The following is a 15819-nucleotide window of genomic DNA, read 5'->3' as shown; positions in this document are numbered from 1 at the left end:
TGCACCCCGTTCGCTACAGGAACTTGCTAACCGAACCTTATTGCTGCTGAATTCGCGCGTTCTTCATCAGATCAACCACAACCTGAGCAGTCGCCTTCTCGAGCGCGACCTGTTCCAGTTGCTTGCGCAATGTGTCCTTGCTCTGCTCGTACGGCGGGATCTGCGTCGGACGCTTTTCATCGACGCGCAGGATCCAGTACGCGTCGCCGATCTGCACCGGCGCGCTCGATACGCCGCCTTGCGGCAGCTTGACCAGCGCTTCGGCGAGCGGCTGCGGCCAGTTCTGCGTGTTGCCCGGCTGGATCGGCGTCTTGAAGGAAATCCAGTTCAATGCGCCGCCTTGCGCGGCACCCGGCCCCTGGCTGTACTGCTTGGCGAGCTGCGCGAAGTCGACGCCCTTTTTCAGTTGCGCCAGGACCGTCTGCGCGGTGTCGGCATCCTTGAGCGCGATCACACTCGGCTTGTATTCGTTATCGCCCAGGGTCGCGACGATCGCATCGTATTTGGCTTTCACGTCCACGTCGGTGACGGGCGCCGTCTTTGTCTGATCGTGCAGATACGCGGCTGTCATCGCCGCGGTCTTCGCCTGTTCGACCGCGGCTACCACCTGCGGGCGCACGTCGTAGTGCTGCTTCTCGGCAGCCTGGCGGAACAGCTCGCGCGCGATCAACTGATTCTTTAGCGATGCTCGCAGCGCGGGCGTATCTGGCGCACCCGACGCGCGGACCGCCTGATCGAGATCGGCCCGCGTGATCGTCACGTTGTTCACGCGAGCGACCGCGTCAGGCGGCAACGGTCCGGACGCGGCTTGCGGCGAGGCCGCCTCGGACGCCTGCGTCGAGGTGCTATGAGCGGCTTTGTCCGACGCCTTTAAAGACGGCTTAGTGGCAGCGTGTACATGCAGGGTGAAAGCAAGCGTGACAGGGACGACGACACCCCACGTGATGATCGCCAGCGTCCTGCTCTTTGAATGACTTGCAAACCGAGCCATATCGGCGCGACGCGTGGCTACGAATACGTGCTTCATGAGTTTCTCCATTAGATGGACCAGTTGAGCGTGGCAAGCAGCACGGTCGCTTTGCGGCCGAGCGCTGCGGGTTGAAGCAGTGCCTGTCCGACCAGGACTTCGCTTGAAATCGTTTGAGTCTTGAAGCGCCATTGCAAGCGCGTGCCGACGCCGGCGCCGACCAGCGTGGGCCAGCCGCCCTGGGCAATCAGATGGGATTTGCCGCCGTCCAGAAATACGTACGGTTCGATGCGCGCACCGCGCCACACAGGTACGTTCTGCCAGGCCGCTTCATTACGCATATAGAAGCCGCTGTCGCCGGCAATCCCGCCTTCCGTGAAGCCGCGCACCGAACTCATGCCACCCAGAAAAATCTGCTCGTTGCCGAACAACGCGACGCGGCTGAACTGCGCCCGCAGCGTGCCGCGATAGGTCCATGCGCTGCCGGCCAGCGTGCCGAGCGAGAACTGAAGCGTGCCGGTGGAATCGAGCAGCGTGAACTGGCTATGCGCTTGCGCCCGACCGATCGAGCCGGCATCGTGGCTCGCCGCAAGCCACGGCAATCCCTGCGATACACCCAGATCGACAGTCGCTGCCGCCCCTTGATCGTTCATCACGAAACGACGTAACGTGCTGATACCCACGCGTGCCACAGTCAGGTCTTGCGGCGAGAGTTCGATGCCGTTAATCGAGCGCTCGGTGCGCATCTTGGTGAGCGTCACATCGAGGCTCGTGCGGCCGCTGCGGGAGCGGCTCAGCACGTCGTTCCAGCCGAGGATCTGGCTGAACGTGCGGCCCTGCAACAATGCGACGTCGCTGATCGCCTGCTGGTATTCGGAGAGGGATGTCGTGTAGCTGAAGGTCTGGTAGCCGTAAGGCACCGCACCCGAAAACACTACGGCGTTGCTGTCCTGCGTGCCGACGTAGTTGAACGACAGCGACTCCTGCAGGCCGATCACGTTATCTGCTTCGACCCCTGCCCGATACCGCAGCGTGCCGGTTTGCGAGCTGCCGTAGTTGTCCATTCCCAGGTCGTAGAACACGCGGTCGCCATACGTGTTCTTGATCGCGACGATGGAGTCTCCCGGCGTCTCGCCTGGCATGATCTGGATTTCCGCCTGGTTACGGCGCAAGCGGTTGATCTGATCGACGCCCTGTTCGAGATCGGGCAAACGCAACACGTCGCCACGACTGCTCCCGAAGGCCCAGGCGGTTCCCGCGTCCGTGAGCAGACCGCCGCCTTCGGTGTGGTACCAGGGCACAGCCGGGTCACCCGGTCGCAACGGCTTGCCATTCAAGGTGAACGCCGACACCTTGCCCGCGACAACATTGATCTTCAGCGTGCCTGTGCCGAGATTCTGTTGGCCCAGATACGCCCGCGTCGTGATCAAACCGTGTTCGATGAACGCTTCCGTGACGCGCCTGAGCAAGAGGTTGATGCGGTTACGTCCCAGCTTCTTGCCGATGAACGGATGCGTCACGGCATCGAGTTCAGCGGCAGGCAAGACGGTGTCGCCAAGAAACTCGATATGGTCGACCTGGAATACCGGTCCGGTTTCGGGCAGCGACTCGACGTCCGCGTCCACGGGTAAGTTGGATAACGCGGGCGAACTCGGCAGGGCAATCTGCGCGGGCGCTTGTTGCAATTCCTGTTGACGCTGCTGGTCACGCTGCTCCTGCAACAAGCGCTGCGCGGGATCCTGTTCGGTGCGCTGCGGAATCGGTGGCAACGTAATCGGTGGCAGCGCGCCACCGGGCAGACCGGGGGCAAGCTGCGCCAACAAGTGCGTCGAGGCCGCGCTCATAGCGCAGAGCGAAATGCCCTTCGCCAGACGAGAAGCGAGGGCCGCCCTCATAGGCCGAACCACGAGACAAGCCCGACATGGTTGTGATTGCCGATCGTCACGGGTGCGCGATACGGCGCGCGCAGCGTGATGACCCCACCCGTAGCCTGCACACCTTCCGGCGCGCTGAACACGCCGCCGTCGATGTCAGCCTCGCCGTTAATAGTCACGTGACCGGATCCGGCCGAAAAAATGCCGCCCGTGTCGGACGCGTAAATGGCTGACCAAGTGTTGCCGAACCATGCCTTCAGGTCGCTTGAACGTGTGATCGCCGTGTAACCCATGACGCCCTGCGCAAGGGTCTTGGGTGCATCGAGCGACAGCGTGCCGACCGCCAGAACGGTGCCACCGCGATTGGTGATCTGCGAGCTGCTTCCAAGGTCGATGTCAGTCCCCGCCTCGATCACGCCCCCGAACGCCTGCACGGTACTGGACGCGTGCGAGCGGCAAAAAATGAAGCATGATTGATCGTAGGCCGCCTGCCCCGTGAAGGCCGCTTCGTTCATCAATGCCCCACGTGCCGCGATACTCACCGAACCGCCGTTCGACAGGATCGAACCGCCCGAATTGAGTACGTTGTTTGCGCTGATCTTGACGTTGCCGCTGTCCGCTGTGACGTAGGCCAGCTTGGTGGGATCGGCGAGCGACCCATAGTCGATGGCAAAACCGTTCGAGTGTGTTTCGAGGAAAATCAGCGCGCGGCCCCTGTTCGAATACCAGGAGGGCTCGCCGTCCCCCACGCCGTTCACGTGGTCGACGATGTTGCTGAAATCCCCGGTCGCCGCGAGCGTGACGTTCGTGTTCGACAGGATGCGAGCGTTACGGTTGGTGATTGCGCCGCCCGCGCTTAGCGATACGTCATCGGCCTTACCGAAGAGAATGCCGAGTGGCGAGGTGAGCGTGGACTGATTCACGATATCGCCGGCCGCGGTGAGCGTCACCGCGCCGCTTGAATCGGCATTGCCGGCTATGCGGCTCTGCCCCTGCACGAGGGAACCCGTGTTCACGATATCGCCGCTGCTCTTTACCGTTACTCCGCTGGTGGCTGAGGCGACTGTCGAGCCGTTAAGGCCATCGTTTAGCAGCTCGATCCCGTTGCCGCTCAGTTCAACGCATGCGCTTGCGATCAGGCTGCTCGCCGTAAAACTGATCGGCCCGTCTGCCGTCAGGGTCGCCGTCCCGCCATTGGCCTTGAGCTGCGTGTTCGACAATGAGATCGAGTCGGCAACTTGCAGGCTCAGGTTTTGAGCGGCCGTGACCGACGTGTTGTCGATCTCGACATTGCCGGCCGAGGTCAAGGTAAAGTCGCCCAGCGTCGCATTCAGCGCCCCGGCGCTACGTACACCCGGGCCCTTGTCGGTCACGATCAATTGCACCCGGCCGCTGCTCAAACTACCCGCCGCGGTGATATCGACGGCGAACGATGCGGCGGTGTCGGGTGTGGCGGGCGGCGTTAGCGTCAGCCAGTCATTGGCGTTGTCTGTGGGCGAAAGCGCTGTATTGAGCGCCACGTGACTGGTTCCGGCAATGGCACGAACACTTGCGGTCGATGAGCTGAAGCCATTGCTCACAGGCCCCTGAATCAGGATGTTCTTGGCGATCAGATCAAGTCCGATCAACGCGCTGGCGAGTCCGAGAGGACCCACGGTAATAGTGCCTGTGCGGGTATCCAGAACGACATCACGCTGGAATAAACCGGGCGCAATCTGGAGATCGGAGAAACTCACAATACCGGTCGATAAAGCGACGTGGCCGGTATTGACGAAGGAGCCGCCGTTGACCGTGATGCCGTTCGGATTAGCCAGAACTACATTTGCACGCGGGCCGCCAACGGTAATTGCTCCCTCTATCAAACTCGGATTGGTGCTCGTCACCTGATTGACGATTGTTCTCGCATTAATGCCGACATTATTCAGCGTCGCGCCTGCCGTGCTGACGTTAAAAGAACCATAGGTATTCTGGGAAACGCCAGAGATAGCCGGCGCAATATTGACGGTTTGTCCGCCATTTGCAGCCGTCAAAACAGTGGTCGCAGTACCGCCGTCCGCGACAATACCTGCGGCTTTGGCGATAAGCGGCAAAGCCACGATCAAACAACTGCAAAGGTGAATGGCGCGCAAGCCGCCATGACTTGCACGCCGGAGTATGTGCCAGCTTGCCATACAACAATCCCGTCGCTTACGCGATCAAGGGGCTCTCAGGTAACGTAGGCTTTGCGCGAGCCGGTGAGACCGGCAAATCGCTTTCGTAATACAAATGACGGCGTATCTGAGGAAATCTTTAGTAAGTTATGAGAACATTTTTCTTTCTAATTCATTACATCTGACGAAGTAGTGCAAGGAAGATTTGATTTCGCTTCTTCCTGGTTCAAATAATTGTGAGTCGCTGGATGAATTTCACGCCCCGTGACAGGGCCCCACTTTGCCGGTCTAAGCGCGTAGTCGTCCCACACCTCCGCCGGGCACCACGCCTCAACTTTTATCGAAATTGATCGCTTCATGGTCGGTTCGCCGAAATCGCGTATTACACACCGCGATTTCCGGAAAATCGTTCACCATAGAGATGCTGTTGCCGCTCCCTGTCGCGAAAGCCCGAATCCTTTCACTGGAAACCACCTTGCGTCGGTAACAATGCGCCATGGTCACGGGATTGCCGATGTGGTGAGCTGCCTGCTCGAGACCGTGTATGTGGCGTGCTTTCTTTACAAAGCGCTGCATGGCCGCTCGATGCTTGAACCGTTTCGCAACGCCGAGCGAGCGCTCTTACGGTGTGTGAAGCGCGTGAAGCTCAAGGAGATTGGTCGATGTTTGACGAGGATGGTGCGATCCCGGAAATGATTCTCGCACTCAATAAAATTTTGAGCCCAGTCGGTTTATTAGCTAATTATTCACATAAATACACAACTTAAAATCGGTCAATAACCTTATGTAAAATTAAAGTCGGATGCCGGCCCGTCGGGTCTTCTTGCTGAGAGTCGTCTCGAAACTTGCGCAACAAAGCCCACATAAAAATAGCTTGAAATAGATGCGTTTATTTCCTATTTTTTCCTTACGCTCGGCGCGATTCGTAAATTTTTTGAAAGAAGAGGGCACCGAGCAGCTCCGGTAAATGCCAATACAAATAACGTTACAAATTGTTGCATTTTCGGTTATTCCTCTTATTTGAAAAGCCACCCTGTAAAGCCTCACAAAAGATGCTTGCTTTATTACGTAGTACGAACATACATACGGAAGTACGAATGGCATTTGCGGATGACTGTCATGTCATGGCAGAACGCCTACATCACCGTGGCATCATCTTTTCCAGAGTCGAATATTGAGTAGGGGCTGGTGTCAAAAAGCGCAAGTCGACTTGTAAAAGAACGCAACTGTCGAGCGTCACTCATCGGATCACGCGGGAAGATTCAAGCGTGCCCGATACCCATTTATCGAATGGAGGACGACAATGACGGATTCTCTTCTGCGGCACGTGGGATTGGTCACTGAATCCCGGCACGTGGGTTTTCGTGAGCTCACCAAGGTAAGCGCCGCGCTTCAAAAGCAGATAGTGCGCGACGTATCCCAGTTCTGGCAGGTCCATGCTACCGTGGACGTATTCGAAAGTCTGGAGGATGTGCCCACAGGCTACTGGCCGATCATCGTGATGGACGACATCGGCTATGACGCGGCCGGCATTCACCTCGACGATCACAATCAGCCTTTTGCCCTGGTCACCGCCAGCGACAAACTGGACGTCTGGTCGCTGACCACGAGTCATGAGTTGATCGAAATGCTGCTGGATCCTTTTGGCAGCAAGCTTGTCGCGGGAGATTCACCAAAAGCTGACCAGAAGCGCGTGCAATTCTTGCTCGAAGGATGCGACCCGTCCGAATCGGCGGACTATGCCTATACCGTAAATGGCATTCTGGTTTCCGATTTCTATTCGGTTCGCTTCTTCGATCCCGTCGCCGCGTCGGGTGTGCGTTACTCGTTCACGGGAGCGATTAAGACGCCGCGGCAGGTGCTGAAGGGCGGTTATCTAAGCTGGCTCGATGCGGCGTCGAACGAATGGTGGCAAGAGACATGGTTTGGTGGCTCCGCGCCAGTCTTCCGCAGTCTCGGCCAGCTCAGTGCGAAGAATGGGAGCTTCCGCTCGCAGATCGATCGCATGACCTTCGGGAATACTGCTCAAGCGGTCTCGGGCGGGATCCGAGCAGCGTCGGCTGCAGGATTGTCGGCCTCGGCCTTGGACCAAGGCGACGCGAAGCGCGCTGCAACGCTGCGCGCGCAGATCAGAAGCATCATCGGAGGGTCGGAGCCCGAGACCGATGAACAGCACGACGAAACCTCCCCGACCATGGCCACTGCTGCCGGCAGACGCGTGGGAAGCCGGCGTGGCGGCATGCGCGCGGATGGGCCGCTCAGCGAGCGCCTCCGTGTCGCTCCCTCAGTGAGCATAGACGGCGGCGCGACGCATTGACCGAGGTCTGTTTAGGAGAAAGCGATGGTCGACGACGCTGATGCTAGGCGGCAGCGAGCAGAACGATTGCACAAACAGATCGCGAGCGTGACGGGAAAGAAGCCCGCGGAGAAGCAACACCCGCGGATCTCCGATGCGTCGGGCCCGGATTTGCCAAAAGACACCAGCGACAAAACCAAGCCCGTTTCCCCGCCTTCGCCTCGTGAATTCATCGAGCGGCGCATGCGCGAGCTAGAGGAAGCCGAGAAACGTGACAATGGTGCCGACGACGACTCCTAAACGGCACCTGAAGTCATGGCGCAACCAGCAAGGAGATTAGATTTACGATTTGATAGCCGGCGTGAAACCGGAATCCAGGCCGAACCGGCGAGGCTTCCGGCAATACCATCACCGCGCCGACGCGTAGTGGGTCAATGTCGTTATCACAGAGGACATGAAAATGGCGAACCCTAATGCTGGTGGCATAAAACCGTTTAAGGAGTTCATTGACGAGCTTCACGCTTCGAAACCGGAGCATTTTCTCGGCATGCCGGGCAGTCGCGTGTCGCATGAGGAGAAGTTTTCGGCTATGCAGGCGCATTTGCTCAAGCTATACGATGGCGTAAACGCGCAGCATAGCTTCGTGGACGAGAATGGTTCGGTGTTCGACTGCATCCCGGTCGAGCAACAACCAGGACTCAAGCAATCGCGTGAAGCAATACCGGTCGCCCCGGACCTGCCGCAGGCGGGAAATTCCGTCGGGGCTGCAAAGCAGGCACGCAATACCGCGCATATGCAGATGCTGGCGGCTGATCGCAAGGACCAATACGGGAACGTGATGGATGCGCCGGAAGGAACTATCCCATTGCGGCGTGTCACGCTCGAAAACCTCTCGAGGTTCGACAGCCTGCAGGACTTCTTCAAGAAGAGTCCACTCGGTTCCGCGACGCCGCCCCAGTCAGGCACGGACAAGCCTGATTTCGGCTCGCGCGACGACGGCAGTCCACGCGCGACTTCCGCCGACTCGGACTTGCGAGGCGCGGACTTGAGAGGCGCAGACCTGAGAGGAATGGATCTGCGGAGCGTGGATTTACGAGGAGCCGATCTGCGGGGTGCGGACCTCAGGGGTGCGCGCTTTGGAGCGGGGACTTGTTGTGAAACAGGCGGCTCCGAATTGATGGTGAGATCTGCTCTCGAGGCGCTTGCGCCGCCAGAGTCGCCGGTGGCGGCAACGCATCGCTGGGCGCACGCCTATCAAAGCGTTCGTAATCTCGGCGGTCACAGCTATTTGAACGTTTGGGATCCAGCCATCGGAGCCAATCAGGTGTTTTCCCTGTCGCAGCACTGGTATGTTGCCGGTAGTGGTTCAGGACTCCAGACCGCGGAAGTGGGGTGGCAAGTTTATCCGCAAATGTACGGAAACACGAAACCCGTATTCTTCATTTACTGGACCGCCGACAATTACCAGAGCACCGGCTGCTACAACTTAACCTGCACGGCGTTTGTTCAAACAAACAAGTCATGGGCGATCGGTGGCGCGCTGTCGCCATGGAGCATTCCGGGCGGCCAGCAGTACGAGGTCCAAGTTGCCTTCTATTTGTACCAGGGGCGCTGGTGGCTGTATGTTGGTGGTGAAGCCGGCAGCAATGCAATCGGATACTATCCGGCGTCGATATATCGCAATGGCGCAATGGCGTCGGGCGCCACTTCCATCGACTATGGAGGCGAGACCGTTGGGACATCGAGTTGGCCGCCGATGGGCAGTGGAGCTCTCGCGAGCGCGGGCTGGCAACATGCAGCGTATCAGAGGGATATTCGCTATTATCCGCCGGGTGGCGGCACGGCCAACGCCGGTCTGGCAGGCTCGGCCACGTCCCGGTGCTATACAGTGAGTGTCGCTCTGTACAACCCGCCGTGGAATGAAACAATCTTCTTTGGAGGCCCCGGCGGAAATAACTGTTGAGGTGTACTCGAGGTTCGGACTGTGGGCCTGCCGGACCTCGAATCGCGGCGGCAAGAGAAGTATGCATCCGTCAAGGCTTGCCGACGCGCTCGCGCAACCGATCCAGCGCCCCATAGACCTCGGAAAGCACAGCACGGCGTGCCTCGGCCTCAGAGGATAACGAATGACGCTCCGACGTTACGCCAGGATCGTCGAGCGATTCCGCAGTTGCAGACCATGATCCCGACGCGTCCTGCTTGGTCACGATCCTGATCTTGTGCCCGTAGTACTCTTCCTCGTATTCCATTGGCGCTCTCCCGCCTAAGCTATCGGCCGCAAGCAGACTTTGAACCCGCATTTGTTCAGCACGTTGATGTCGAGAATGATAGACCATCTCCGCGTGGGCGCAATCCTTTCGTGACCCATTCCACTGCGGATCCTGGAGGCAGCAACAAGCCATTAGCAGACGCGTGAACACTGTGCCGTTCCGGAGCGAATTGAACATGGCGGTGCTTGTCCCCTTCAAGCAGCGGCACGCAAGGGCGAACCATCTACGACCCTCAGGCGCTTTTCCAGTCAACAATCGAAAAGCCCGCATCAAAGTATCCGTTAGCATATCGCGCGTTGACTTCGCATCAACTAGATGTCGTCGATTTTGCGCAGTAAGCCGCGCGACACCCGCCAGTGTCCATCAGAGTCTGTTACTGCTTCAATTGAGGCTGTTTTTGAATTCAACCGTACGCGGTTATTCATCAACGCTCTTCCAATGAGTGGCAGAAGCTCTGAAGCTAGAGTTTCCGGCTGGACACATGAAATCAGACTGCAATGCGCGAGATTCGAGACCTTCGAAGCACGCTGGTTGTTGGCGAGAAACGGGATTGCCAGCGCAAAATTGAATGAAGACGCGGTGCGTAACTTATCGCACTATGCCTGAACCCGGGCGAATCAGTCGCGCGCATGACCATGAATCACGACACCAATCCGAATCAATTGCGCCGGTGGGTTGCGCGTTATCAGGAACAGATTCCGCACGTTCCAGGAGATCCGTAGCTGATGTTAATCGACGACGTCTCGATCGACATTCCAGTTCCCACGGCCCGAAGCCTCCAGAATGCGAGTGCCGCATCGGCGTTTGTGCCCGTCGTTTCTTTGCCGCTGCCGCCGTAGTTTTCTCCGGAACTGTCGATGTCGGTCGCGCTACACGTGCGGTTACCCAACGGTGTCGAGTTCGACCTTGGCAAGGCGAACGTCGAAGATATTGCGACGGCTATGTCAGGTTGACGGGGAGGCGGCGATAAAATGAAACGATGGAGAAAACGAAATCGCTTTATCACGGTCACCGCTTCCCTGCCGTCGTCATCAGCTGCGAGGTTCGGTGGTATTTCAGGTTCAGCCAGAGCCTGCGCTATATAGAGGAGTTGTTGCTCGAACGTGGCGTCGTGATCACCTGCGAAACATTTCGTTGCTGGTGCGACAAAGTTGATGGCGGATTCGCACATCGCGCCAAAGCGGCGCGACCCAAGCTGGGCACATGCATCTGGACGAAATGGCCGTGATGCTGCGCGGCGAGCCGTACCTAATGTGGCGAGCGGTCGGCGAGCACGGTGCTTAACCGGACGTGCTGGTGCAAAAGCGTCGACTAGGCCTGCTGCAAAGCGCTCCTTCCGCCGATCGCTGCGTTCAAACCCGGTGCTGCGCGGGATCGTTATAGACCGGCTGCGCAGCTCTCCGGCGGCGAAGGCTGACATTTCCAAACTCGCTCATGTGAAGCACGTTTTCATCAAAGCGGCTGCACGGCCGAACAATCGTGCCGAGAACCAACCGCGAGCCGACCCGCAGGCGCGGACGCCAGATTTGCGGTTTCGCGATGTGCGTCGCACGCAGGCGTTTCTCTCGAGCTTCGGCTCGATCCGGTAGCACTTCGCGTTGCCCAGACATCAGATGAACGCGGCACATCATCGTGCCATACTAAAAGAACGCTTCGCGACATGGCAAAGTTGGACTGCTGCCAGCGCTGGCGAGAAAGTTATCTGATAAGGATAACTTCTCTTGATCGGCGTACGTGGTCAGCGCCACGAACTTGACAGAGCCAACAAACGATCACCTATGAGAAACGAAGGCGCGCCAAACACCTCGCGCCCCATTGCCTTATTCGTGTTCTGCTCAATGACCACCTTGAAATTCAAAGATAATCCGGCAGCTACCACCTCACGCCCAAGCGTAGACAGGTCGCCGATGTCTCGGCTCTCCGACCAGTACGCACGCATGGTCGCCGCAACAAAGTCGTGCGCCCGTCCCCATTCCGCGGCATAAACACTGCAATCTAAAATCCCGCCATTGGGCGACACGACACTTCCGTTAGCGCGCAAGTCGCGCAGTAACGAAGGCATTTAATACTTTTTTGAAAACTTCAATGAAAGCTGTCGTGCCATCGCCCGCCTAAGGCTACGGGTTCCTTGCATTAATCCAAAAAAGCACCTATCGTCCTTTCGAGACTCGAAATCTTTCGCTTCGCCATATTCTTCCACACAACCCGTTTACAGGAGGGCAAGAGTCATAAGCGTAAATGTCAGCGTTACATTTGATTAATCAATTACTTATTATCGAAGAATCACCAATTTTGTGTATGCAAAACTGGGGGCATCCTCACGGCGATTTGGGGAAAATTTCCACATATTTCTTTTAGGACAACTGATATATCAACCTCTGTTCGGTTTGTAAGGCGTAGAGTGCAGGGAAGGATTCCCTCAAATTTTAACCTCCCAAACATCATTAAATCGGCGCAGGCAGTCGTCCACATGTCCGCCGCCGAGATCACGGCGGGCCCTCGCACAGTAGTAGGAAACGTCAATCAAGACTTTATCTAGGCGGCCTCAAAAGTGAACTGCAACACCTGTCTCGTATAAGGTGTCGCGATGTCCGAAAAAACTTCTTACCAACAACTGCAGCCTGAAGAACGCCTAACCATTGCAAGCATGCATCTGCAGGGTTCGAGTATGCGGGCCATGGCCCGCATACTCGGGCGCTCACCGGGAACTATTAGCCGCGAGTTAATGCGAAACAGCTCTTCTGTTGGCTACGCATCGGTGCCCGCTGCGGCGCTTTGCAGCGCACGCCGCAGTGCGTCGCGCCACCCCGCCAAGCTTTGCCCGCAAAGCGTCTGCTGGCGCATCGTGCTCACCTTGCTTGAGTGGAAATGGTCGCCCCAGCAGATATCGGGCACACTGAAGCGCATGTATCCAACCGACTCGACCCAGCACGTCTCGCACGAAACCATCTACACGGCGATCTATGCTCAGCCGCGCGGTGAACTTCGCCGCCAACTCATTGCCTGCCTGCGCCACGGCCACAGCACGCGCATGCCACGCACGCGGGGCACAGACCGGCGCGGACAGATTCCCGACATGGTCAGTATCCACGTGCGACCGCCCGAAATCGAAGACCGCCTGCTGCCCGGTCACTGGGAAGGAGACTTCATCAAGGGTGCGAACAACCAATCCTCTGTCGGCGTTCTGGTCGAGCGCACCAGCCGCCTGGTGCTGCTTGCCAAGATGGAGGACGCCACCGCTGCCTCAGCGCTAGCGGGCTTCTCCGCCAAACTCAATTCGATTGTTGCGCCGTTACGGCAAAGCTTTACTTACGACCAAGGCAAAGAAATGTCGCGCCATCAGGAACTCACCGCCGCCACCGGCGTGAATGTGTACTTCTGCGACCCGCACAGTCCCTGGCAACGCGGTACTTGCGAAAACACCAATGGGTTGCTGCGCCAGTATTTGCCTAAAGGCACGGACCTATCGGTCTACAGTCAGGACGAACTCGACGCGATCGCCGACAGCCTGAACAGCCGGCCGCGCGCCACTCACGCGTTCCATTCTCCGTTCGAAGTCTTCGCTGCAACCCTTGCTTCAGCAAGCCAATCTCCAAGCTCTAAACACTAAACCCACTGTTGCACTTCACCCTTGAAACCGCCCTATCATGTTGGCAATGCTGATGTTTGGATCAGCAACATATCACCTCACTTCAATTCCCATTTTGGCGGTGAAGTGGGAGGTGTGGAGTACATACTGCACGTCGATTTTCCCAATCCCATAGATGTCGCCATTACCATTACTGTCGAGGATCAAACGCCTGTCGAGATTCAGAATTAACGAAGGTTGGGGACCAATAATGAAGCGAGGTCCACCGACGTGCTGTCCCTGGATTCAGTCGTCGGGCAAACACCGTCGCCCCCGCAGTAGTGGGGGCATCTGTTTAAACGTAATAGGCGCTCGACATCGGTGCGCCCGTGATGGCGAACGGCAGCAAGTGGGCCATACTTGGTCGGATATAGAAAGCCAATGTTGCTCGACGGGACAGGCCCAAAGAAGTTGGACGTTCTGCGGATCGAACGAGCCGGCGGAACTGCAGAGCATTTTGAACATTCGCGCGGCCGATGAAAGCCGCGCTTGGCTTTCGACTTGGGACCGGATTTGTCGCGTGGCAACTCTCTTATGGGACTTGCCAGATGCCGCATCCGAGCTGGGAATTGCAGAGCAACCCCCATAGACAAATATTGGGCACGCCACGATCTCGGTCGTGGGACCTCACGCGCAAGTGAAAGCGACTTTCAGATAATTAAATGTTTCGACGCTAATCGATTGCGTCACGCACCGACCAGGTTATCAAACTCGCGCATTGGATGCGGCGCGTGCTCGCCTACGGTTTAGAGGGCGAAGCTGCGCGCGTTGAAGTATATGAGGGGCATCTCGTTGTCGAAAAACTCACCGCATGCTCTACTATTAAGATAAGTATGCTTATCTTAAGGACTATGTTTTCCGGACAAACTCGCCTTCATGAAAACGCGCCTCACGTCCCCCTCCGATTCTGCCCCGATACCGGACGGCTTTCCCGATGCAGACTCACTTACCGCGCTGCGCGCCTGGTATGTGGGCCTGCCGGCGCTTGAAGCGATCAAGCGTTACTTGCCCGGGAGCGTGAGCGAGGGACAGTCCGCGCGTGGCGTCCTGGGACGCATCCGTCGCCAACTGGTCAACGTGGCTCGCAGCCTTCACCGCGAAGATCTCGCCATGCTGTTCGAGCATCCCGCGGCCGAACGTATCGAGCGGACCAAGGCGGTGATACACGCGATTGGGGTGCTACGGTCGTTGCAGGTGCCGGCGCCGCAGGTCAGCGATGACATTGGCCAATGGTTCCGGTACGGACCGTGAATGCACTGCGTGCGCACGGTATCGATACGCTGGCCGATCTGACCGTGCGGATGCCCCGCCGACGCCGGTGGTGGAAAACCGTACCCGGGCTTGGCCCAGCTGCCGCGAGGCGGATTGAGGCGTTTTTCGCCGCGTATCCCGCGCTGACGGAGCGGGCGAGCGCCCTGATCGCAGCCTCCGGTCCTGGCGCAATCGTCCCGTGGGAGGCGCTTCGACTGCCGCACGAGGTCAATGGCTCGTCGGGCACCTTTCGCGCGCCGCGGCACACCTGCACGCTCGACGCCAGCAACGATTACACAGCCGTGCAGGCATGGCTGTCGCTGCACGAATCCACCGCCACGCGGCGAGCCTACCGTAAGGAAGCCGAACGCCCGATCCTCTGGGCGATCGCCGAACGTGACCGCGCCCTGTCGTCGCTCACGACGGAGGATGCGATTGCGTACAGAAGTTTCATGCGCCGGCCGACGCCGCGCGAGCGCTGGGTGGGTCCCGTGCGAGCCCGCAGCTCGCCGGAATGGCGACCATTCTCCGGTGGGCTGTCGGCCCGTTCCACCGCCTACGCGCTGTCGGTACTCGGCGCGATGTTCCGCTGGCTGATCGGGCAGCGCTATCTCCTGGCCAACCCGTTCGCCGGTGTCAAGGTGCGCGGCTCCGGTCGCTCAACTGTCCTCGATACCTCCCACGCCTTTCCCGAAGGCGAGTGGATGCTCCTGCGTGCCATTGCTGACGGACTTGAGTGGTCGTATGGCTGGGACGCGCCCGCGGCGCAACGCCTGCGTTTCGTGCTGGACTTTGCGTATGCGACCGGCCTGCGTGCGAGCGAGCTGGTCGGTGCCCGTCTCAGCAACATCGAAACCGATGCCCGCGGCGATCATTAGGTGAGCCTTATCGGGAAAGGTCGCAAGGCGGGTAAGGTTGCGCTGCCTCCACTGGCCCGTACCGCGCTGGACCGCTATCTGGTGGAGCGAAGGCTGCCGGTCACGCCGACCCGATGGCATCCCGATACGCCACTCATCGGCAGCCTCGAGCAGGACAGTGCGGCAGGCATTAGCGGTGTACGGCTATGGGAGATCATACGGCGGTTCTTTTCGAAAGCGGCCGAGGTCATCGAAGCGGACAACCCAGTACTCGCGGAAAAGCTGCGTCGCGCGAGCCCGCACTGGACTCGACATACGCATGCGACTCACGCGCTCGCACGCGGTGCCGATCTGACAACGGTACGCGACAATCTCCGTCACGCTTCGATCTCGACGATGTCGATCTACTTGCATAGCGACGAAGTGAAACGTGCCAAACAGATCCGCGAAGCGTTCGCTGCCATGTGAACTACGCTGAAATGCTTGACCGGATTTTGTGCTCCGTAACTCGCCATACCCCTCGCTT

Annotated in this window: 11 protein-coding genes and 2 pseudogenes; 7 read left to right on the top strand and 6 right to left on the bottom strand. The window is 58.5% G+C overall.

Features of this window, described 5'->3' with window-relative positions:
- Positions 1 to 37: 37 nt before the first annotated feature.
- The 4 genes from ACSOSP_RS41300 to ACSOSP_RS41285 form a co-directional block, all read right to left on the bottom strand.
- Positions 38 to 1027 carry a peptidylprolyl isomerase gene (locus tag ACSOSP_RS41300; protein ID WP_455315497.1) on the bottom strand — a complete coding sequence of 330 codons (990 nt, stop codon included), beginning with the start codon at positions 1025 to 1027 and terminating at the stop codon, positions 38 to 40.
- Between the two features lie 11 nt (positions 1028 to 1038).
- Positions 1039 to 2811, bottom strand: coding sequence for a ShlB/FhaC/HecB family hemolysin secretion/activation protein (locus ACSOSP_RS41295; protein ID WP_455315496.1), 1773 nt, complete (start codon positions 2809 to 2811; stop codon positions 1039 to 1041).
- 47 nt (positions 2812 to 2858) lie between these two features.
- On the bottom strand, positions 2859 to 5012 hold the full coding sequence (locus ACSOSP_RS41290; protein WP_455315495.1) for a two-partner secretion domain-containing protein: 2154 nt from the start codon (positions 5010 to 5012) through the stop codon (positions 2859 to 2861).
- Between the two features lie 309 nt (positions 5013 to 5321).
- Positions 5322 to 5567, bottom strand: a complete 246-nt coding sequence (locus ACSOSP_RS41285) for a hypothetical protein (RefSeq protein ID WP_455315494.1) — start codon at positions 5565 to 5567, stop codon at positions 5322 to 5324.
- Between the two features lie 727 nt (positions 5568 to 6294).
- On the opposite strand from ACSOSP_RS41285, the gene ACSOSP_RS41280 reads away from it, so the two are divergent.
- From ACSOSP_RS41280 to ACSOSP_RS41270, 3 genes are all read left to right on the top strand, one after another.
- The gene (locus ACSOSP_RS41280) at positions 6295 to 7308 is read left to right on the top strand and encodes a hypothetical protein (protein ID WP_455315493.1); all 1014 of its coding nucleotides are present in this window, start codon (positions 6295 to 6297) and stop codon (positions 7306 to 7308) included.
- 24 nt (positions 7309 to 7332) lie between these two features.
- Positions 7333 to 7587 (top strand): hypothetical protein, encoded by a 255-nt coding sequence (locus tag ACSOSP_RS41275; protein WP_455315492.1) that lies wholly within the window; start codon positions 7333 to 7335, stop codon positions 7585 to 7587.
- 160 nt (positions 7588 to 7747) lie between these two features.
- The gene (locus ACSOSP_RS41270) at positions 7748 to 9250 is read left to right on the top strand and encodes a neprosin family prolyl endopeptidase (protein ID WP_455315491.1); all 1503 of its coding nucleotides are present in this window, start codon (positions 7748 to 7750) and stop codon (positions 9248 to 9250) included.
- A 70-nt stretch (positions 9251 to 9320) separates the two neighbouring features.
- On the opposite strand, the gene ACSOSP_RS41265 is transcribed toward ACSOSP_RS41270, so the two are convergent.
- Positions 9321 to 9536, bottom strand: a complete 216-nt coding sequence (locus ACSOSP_RS41265) for a hypothetical protein (RefSeq protein WP_455315490.1) — start codon at positions 9534 to 9536, stop codon at positions 9321 to 9323.
- A 650-nt stretch (positions 9537 to 10186) separates the two neighbouring features.
- Between ACSOSP_RS41265 and ACSOSP_RS41260 the strand changes: the two genes are divergently transcribed.
- Both ACSOSP_RS41260 and ACSOSP_RS41255 read left to right on the top strand, forming a co-directional pair.
- Positions 10187 to 10279 carry a hypothetical protein gene (locus ACSOSP_RS41260; protein WP_455315489.1) on the top strand — a complete coding sequence of 31 codons (93 nt, stop codon included), beginning with the start codon at positions 10187 to 10189 and terminating at the stop codon, positions 10277 to 10279.
- A gap of 257 nt (positions 10280 to 10536) precedes the next feature.
- Positions 10537 to 11263 (top strand): annotated as a pseudogene (locus ACSOSP_RS41255) (DDE-type integrase/transposase/recombinase).
- Positions 11264 to 11295: 32 nt separating this feature from the next.
- Here the strand turns inward: ACSOSP_RS41255 and ACSOSP_RS41250 are convergent.
- Positions 11296 to 11619 (bottom strand): DsbA family protein, encoded by a 324-nt coding sequence (locus ACSOSP_RS41250; protein WP_455315488.1) that lies wholly within the window; start codon positions 11617 to 11619, stop codon positions 11296 to 11298.
- A 525-nt stretch (positions 11620 to 12144) separates the two neighbouring features.
- On the opposite strand from ACSOSP_RS41250, the gene ACSOSP_RS41245 reads away from it, so the two are divergent.
- Together ACSOSP_RS41245 and ACSOSP_RS41240 are read left to right on the top strand one after the other, a co-directional pair.
- Entirely contained in the window at positions 12145 to 13167 is a 1023-nt protein-coding gene (locus ACSOSP_RS41245; RefSeq protein ID WP_455308200.1) for an IS30 family transposase, read from the top strand.
- 894 nt (positions 13168 to 14061) lie between these two features.
- Positions 14062 to 15761 (top strand): annotated as a pseudogene (locus ACSOSP_RS41240) (phage integrase family protein).
- Positions 15762 to 15819 lie beyond the last annotated feature (58 nt).

This window comes from Caballeronia sp. KNU42 (assembly GCF_053760385.1).
This window is presented reverse-complemented; position numbering and strand designations above follow the sequence as displayed.

Excerpts from the sequence above, each read along its gene's own strand:
- ACSOSP_RS41290 (WP_455315495.1), bottom strand. The coding sequence starts at position 5,012 with ATGGCAAGCTGGCACATACTCCGGCGTGCAAGTCATGGCGGCTTGCGC.
- ACSOSP_RS41280 (WP_455315493.1), top strand. The coding sequence starts at position 6,295 with ATGACGGATTCTCTTCTGCGGCACGTGGGATTGGTCACTGAATCCCGG.
- ACSOSP_RS41265 (WP_455315490.1), bottom strand. The coding sequence starts at position 9,536 with ATGGAATACGAGGAAGAGTACTACGGGCACAAGATCAGGATCGTGACC.
- ACSOSP_RS41300 (WP_455315497.1), bottom strand. The coding sequence starts at position 1,027 with ATGAAGCACGTATTCGTAGCCACGCGTCGCGCCGATATGGCTCGGTTT.
- ACSOSP_RS41295 (WP_455315496.1), bottom strand. The coding sequence starts at position 2,811 with ATGAGCGCGGCCTCGACGCACTTGTTGGCGCAGCTTGCCCCCGGTCTG.
- ACSOSP_RS41285 (WP_455315494.1), bottom strand. The coding sequence starts at position 5,567 with ATGCAGCGCTTTGTAAAGAAAGCACGCCACATACACGGTCTCGAGCAG.
- ACSOSP_RS41260 (WP_455315489.1), top strand. The coding sequence starts at position 10,187 with ATGACCATGAATCACGACACCAATCCGAATCAATTGCGCCGGTGGGTT.
- ACSOSP_RS41245 (WP_455308200.1), top strand. The coding sequence starts at position 12,145 with ATGTCCGAAAAAACTTCTTACCAACAACTGCAGCCTGAAGAACGCCTA.
- ACSOSP_RS41275 (WP_455315492.1), top strand. The coding sequence starts at position 7,333 with ATGGTCGACGACGCTGATGCTAGGCGGCAGCGAGCAGAACGATTGCAC.
- ACSOSP_RS41270 (WP_455315491.1), top strand. The coding sequence starts at position 7,748 with ATGGCGAACCCTAATGCTGGTGGCATAAAACCGTTTAAGGAGTTCATT.
- ACSOSP_RS41250 (WP_455315488.1), bottom strand. The coding sequence starts at position 11,619 with ATGCCTTCGTTACTGCGCGACTTGCGCGCTAACGGAAGTGTCGTGTCG.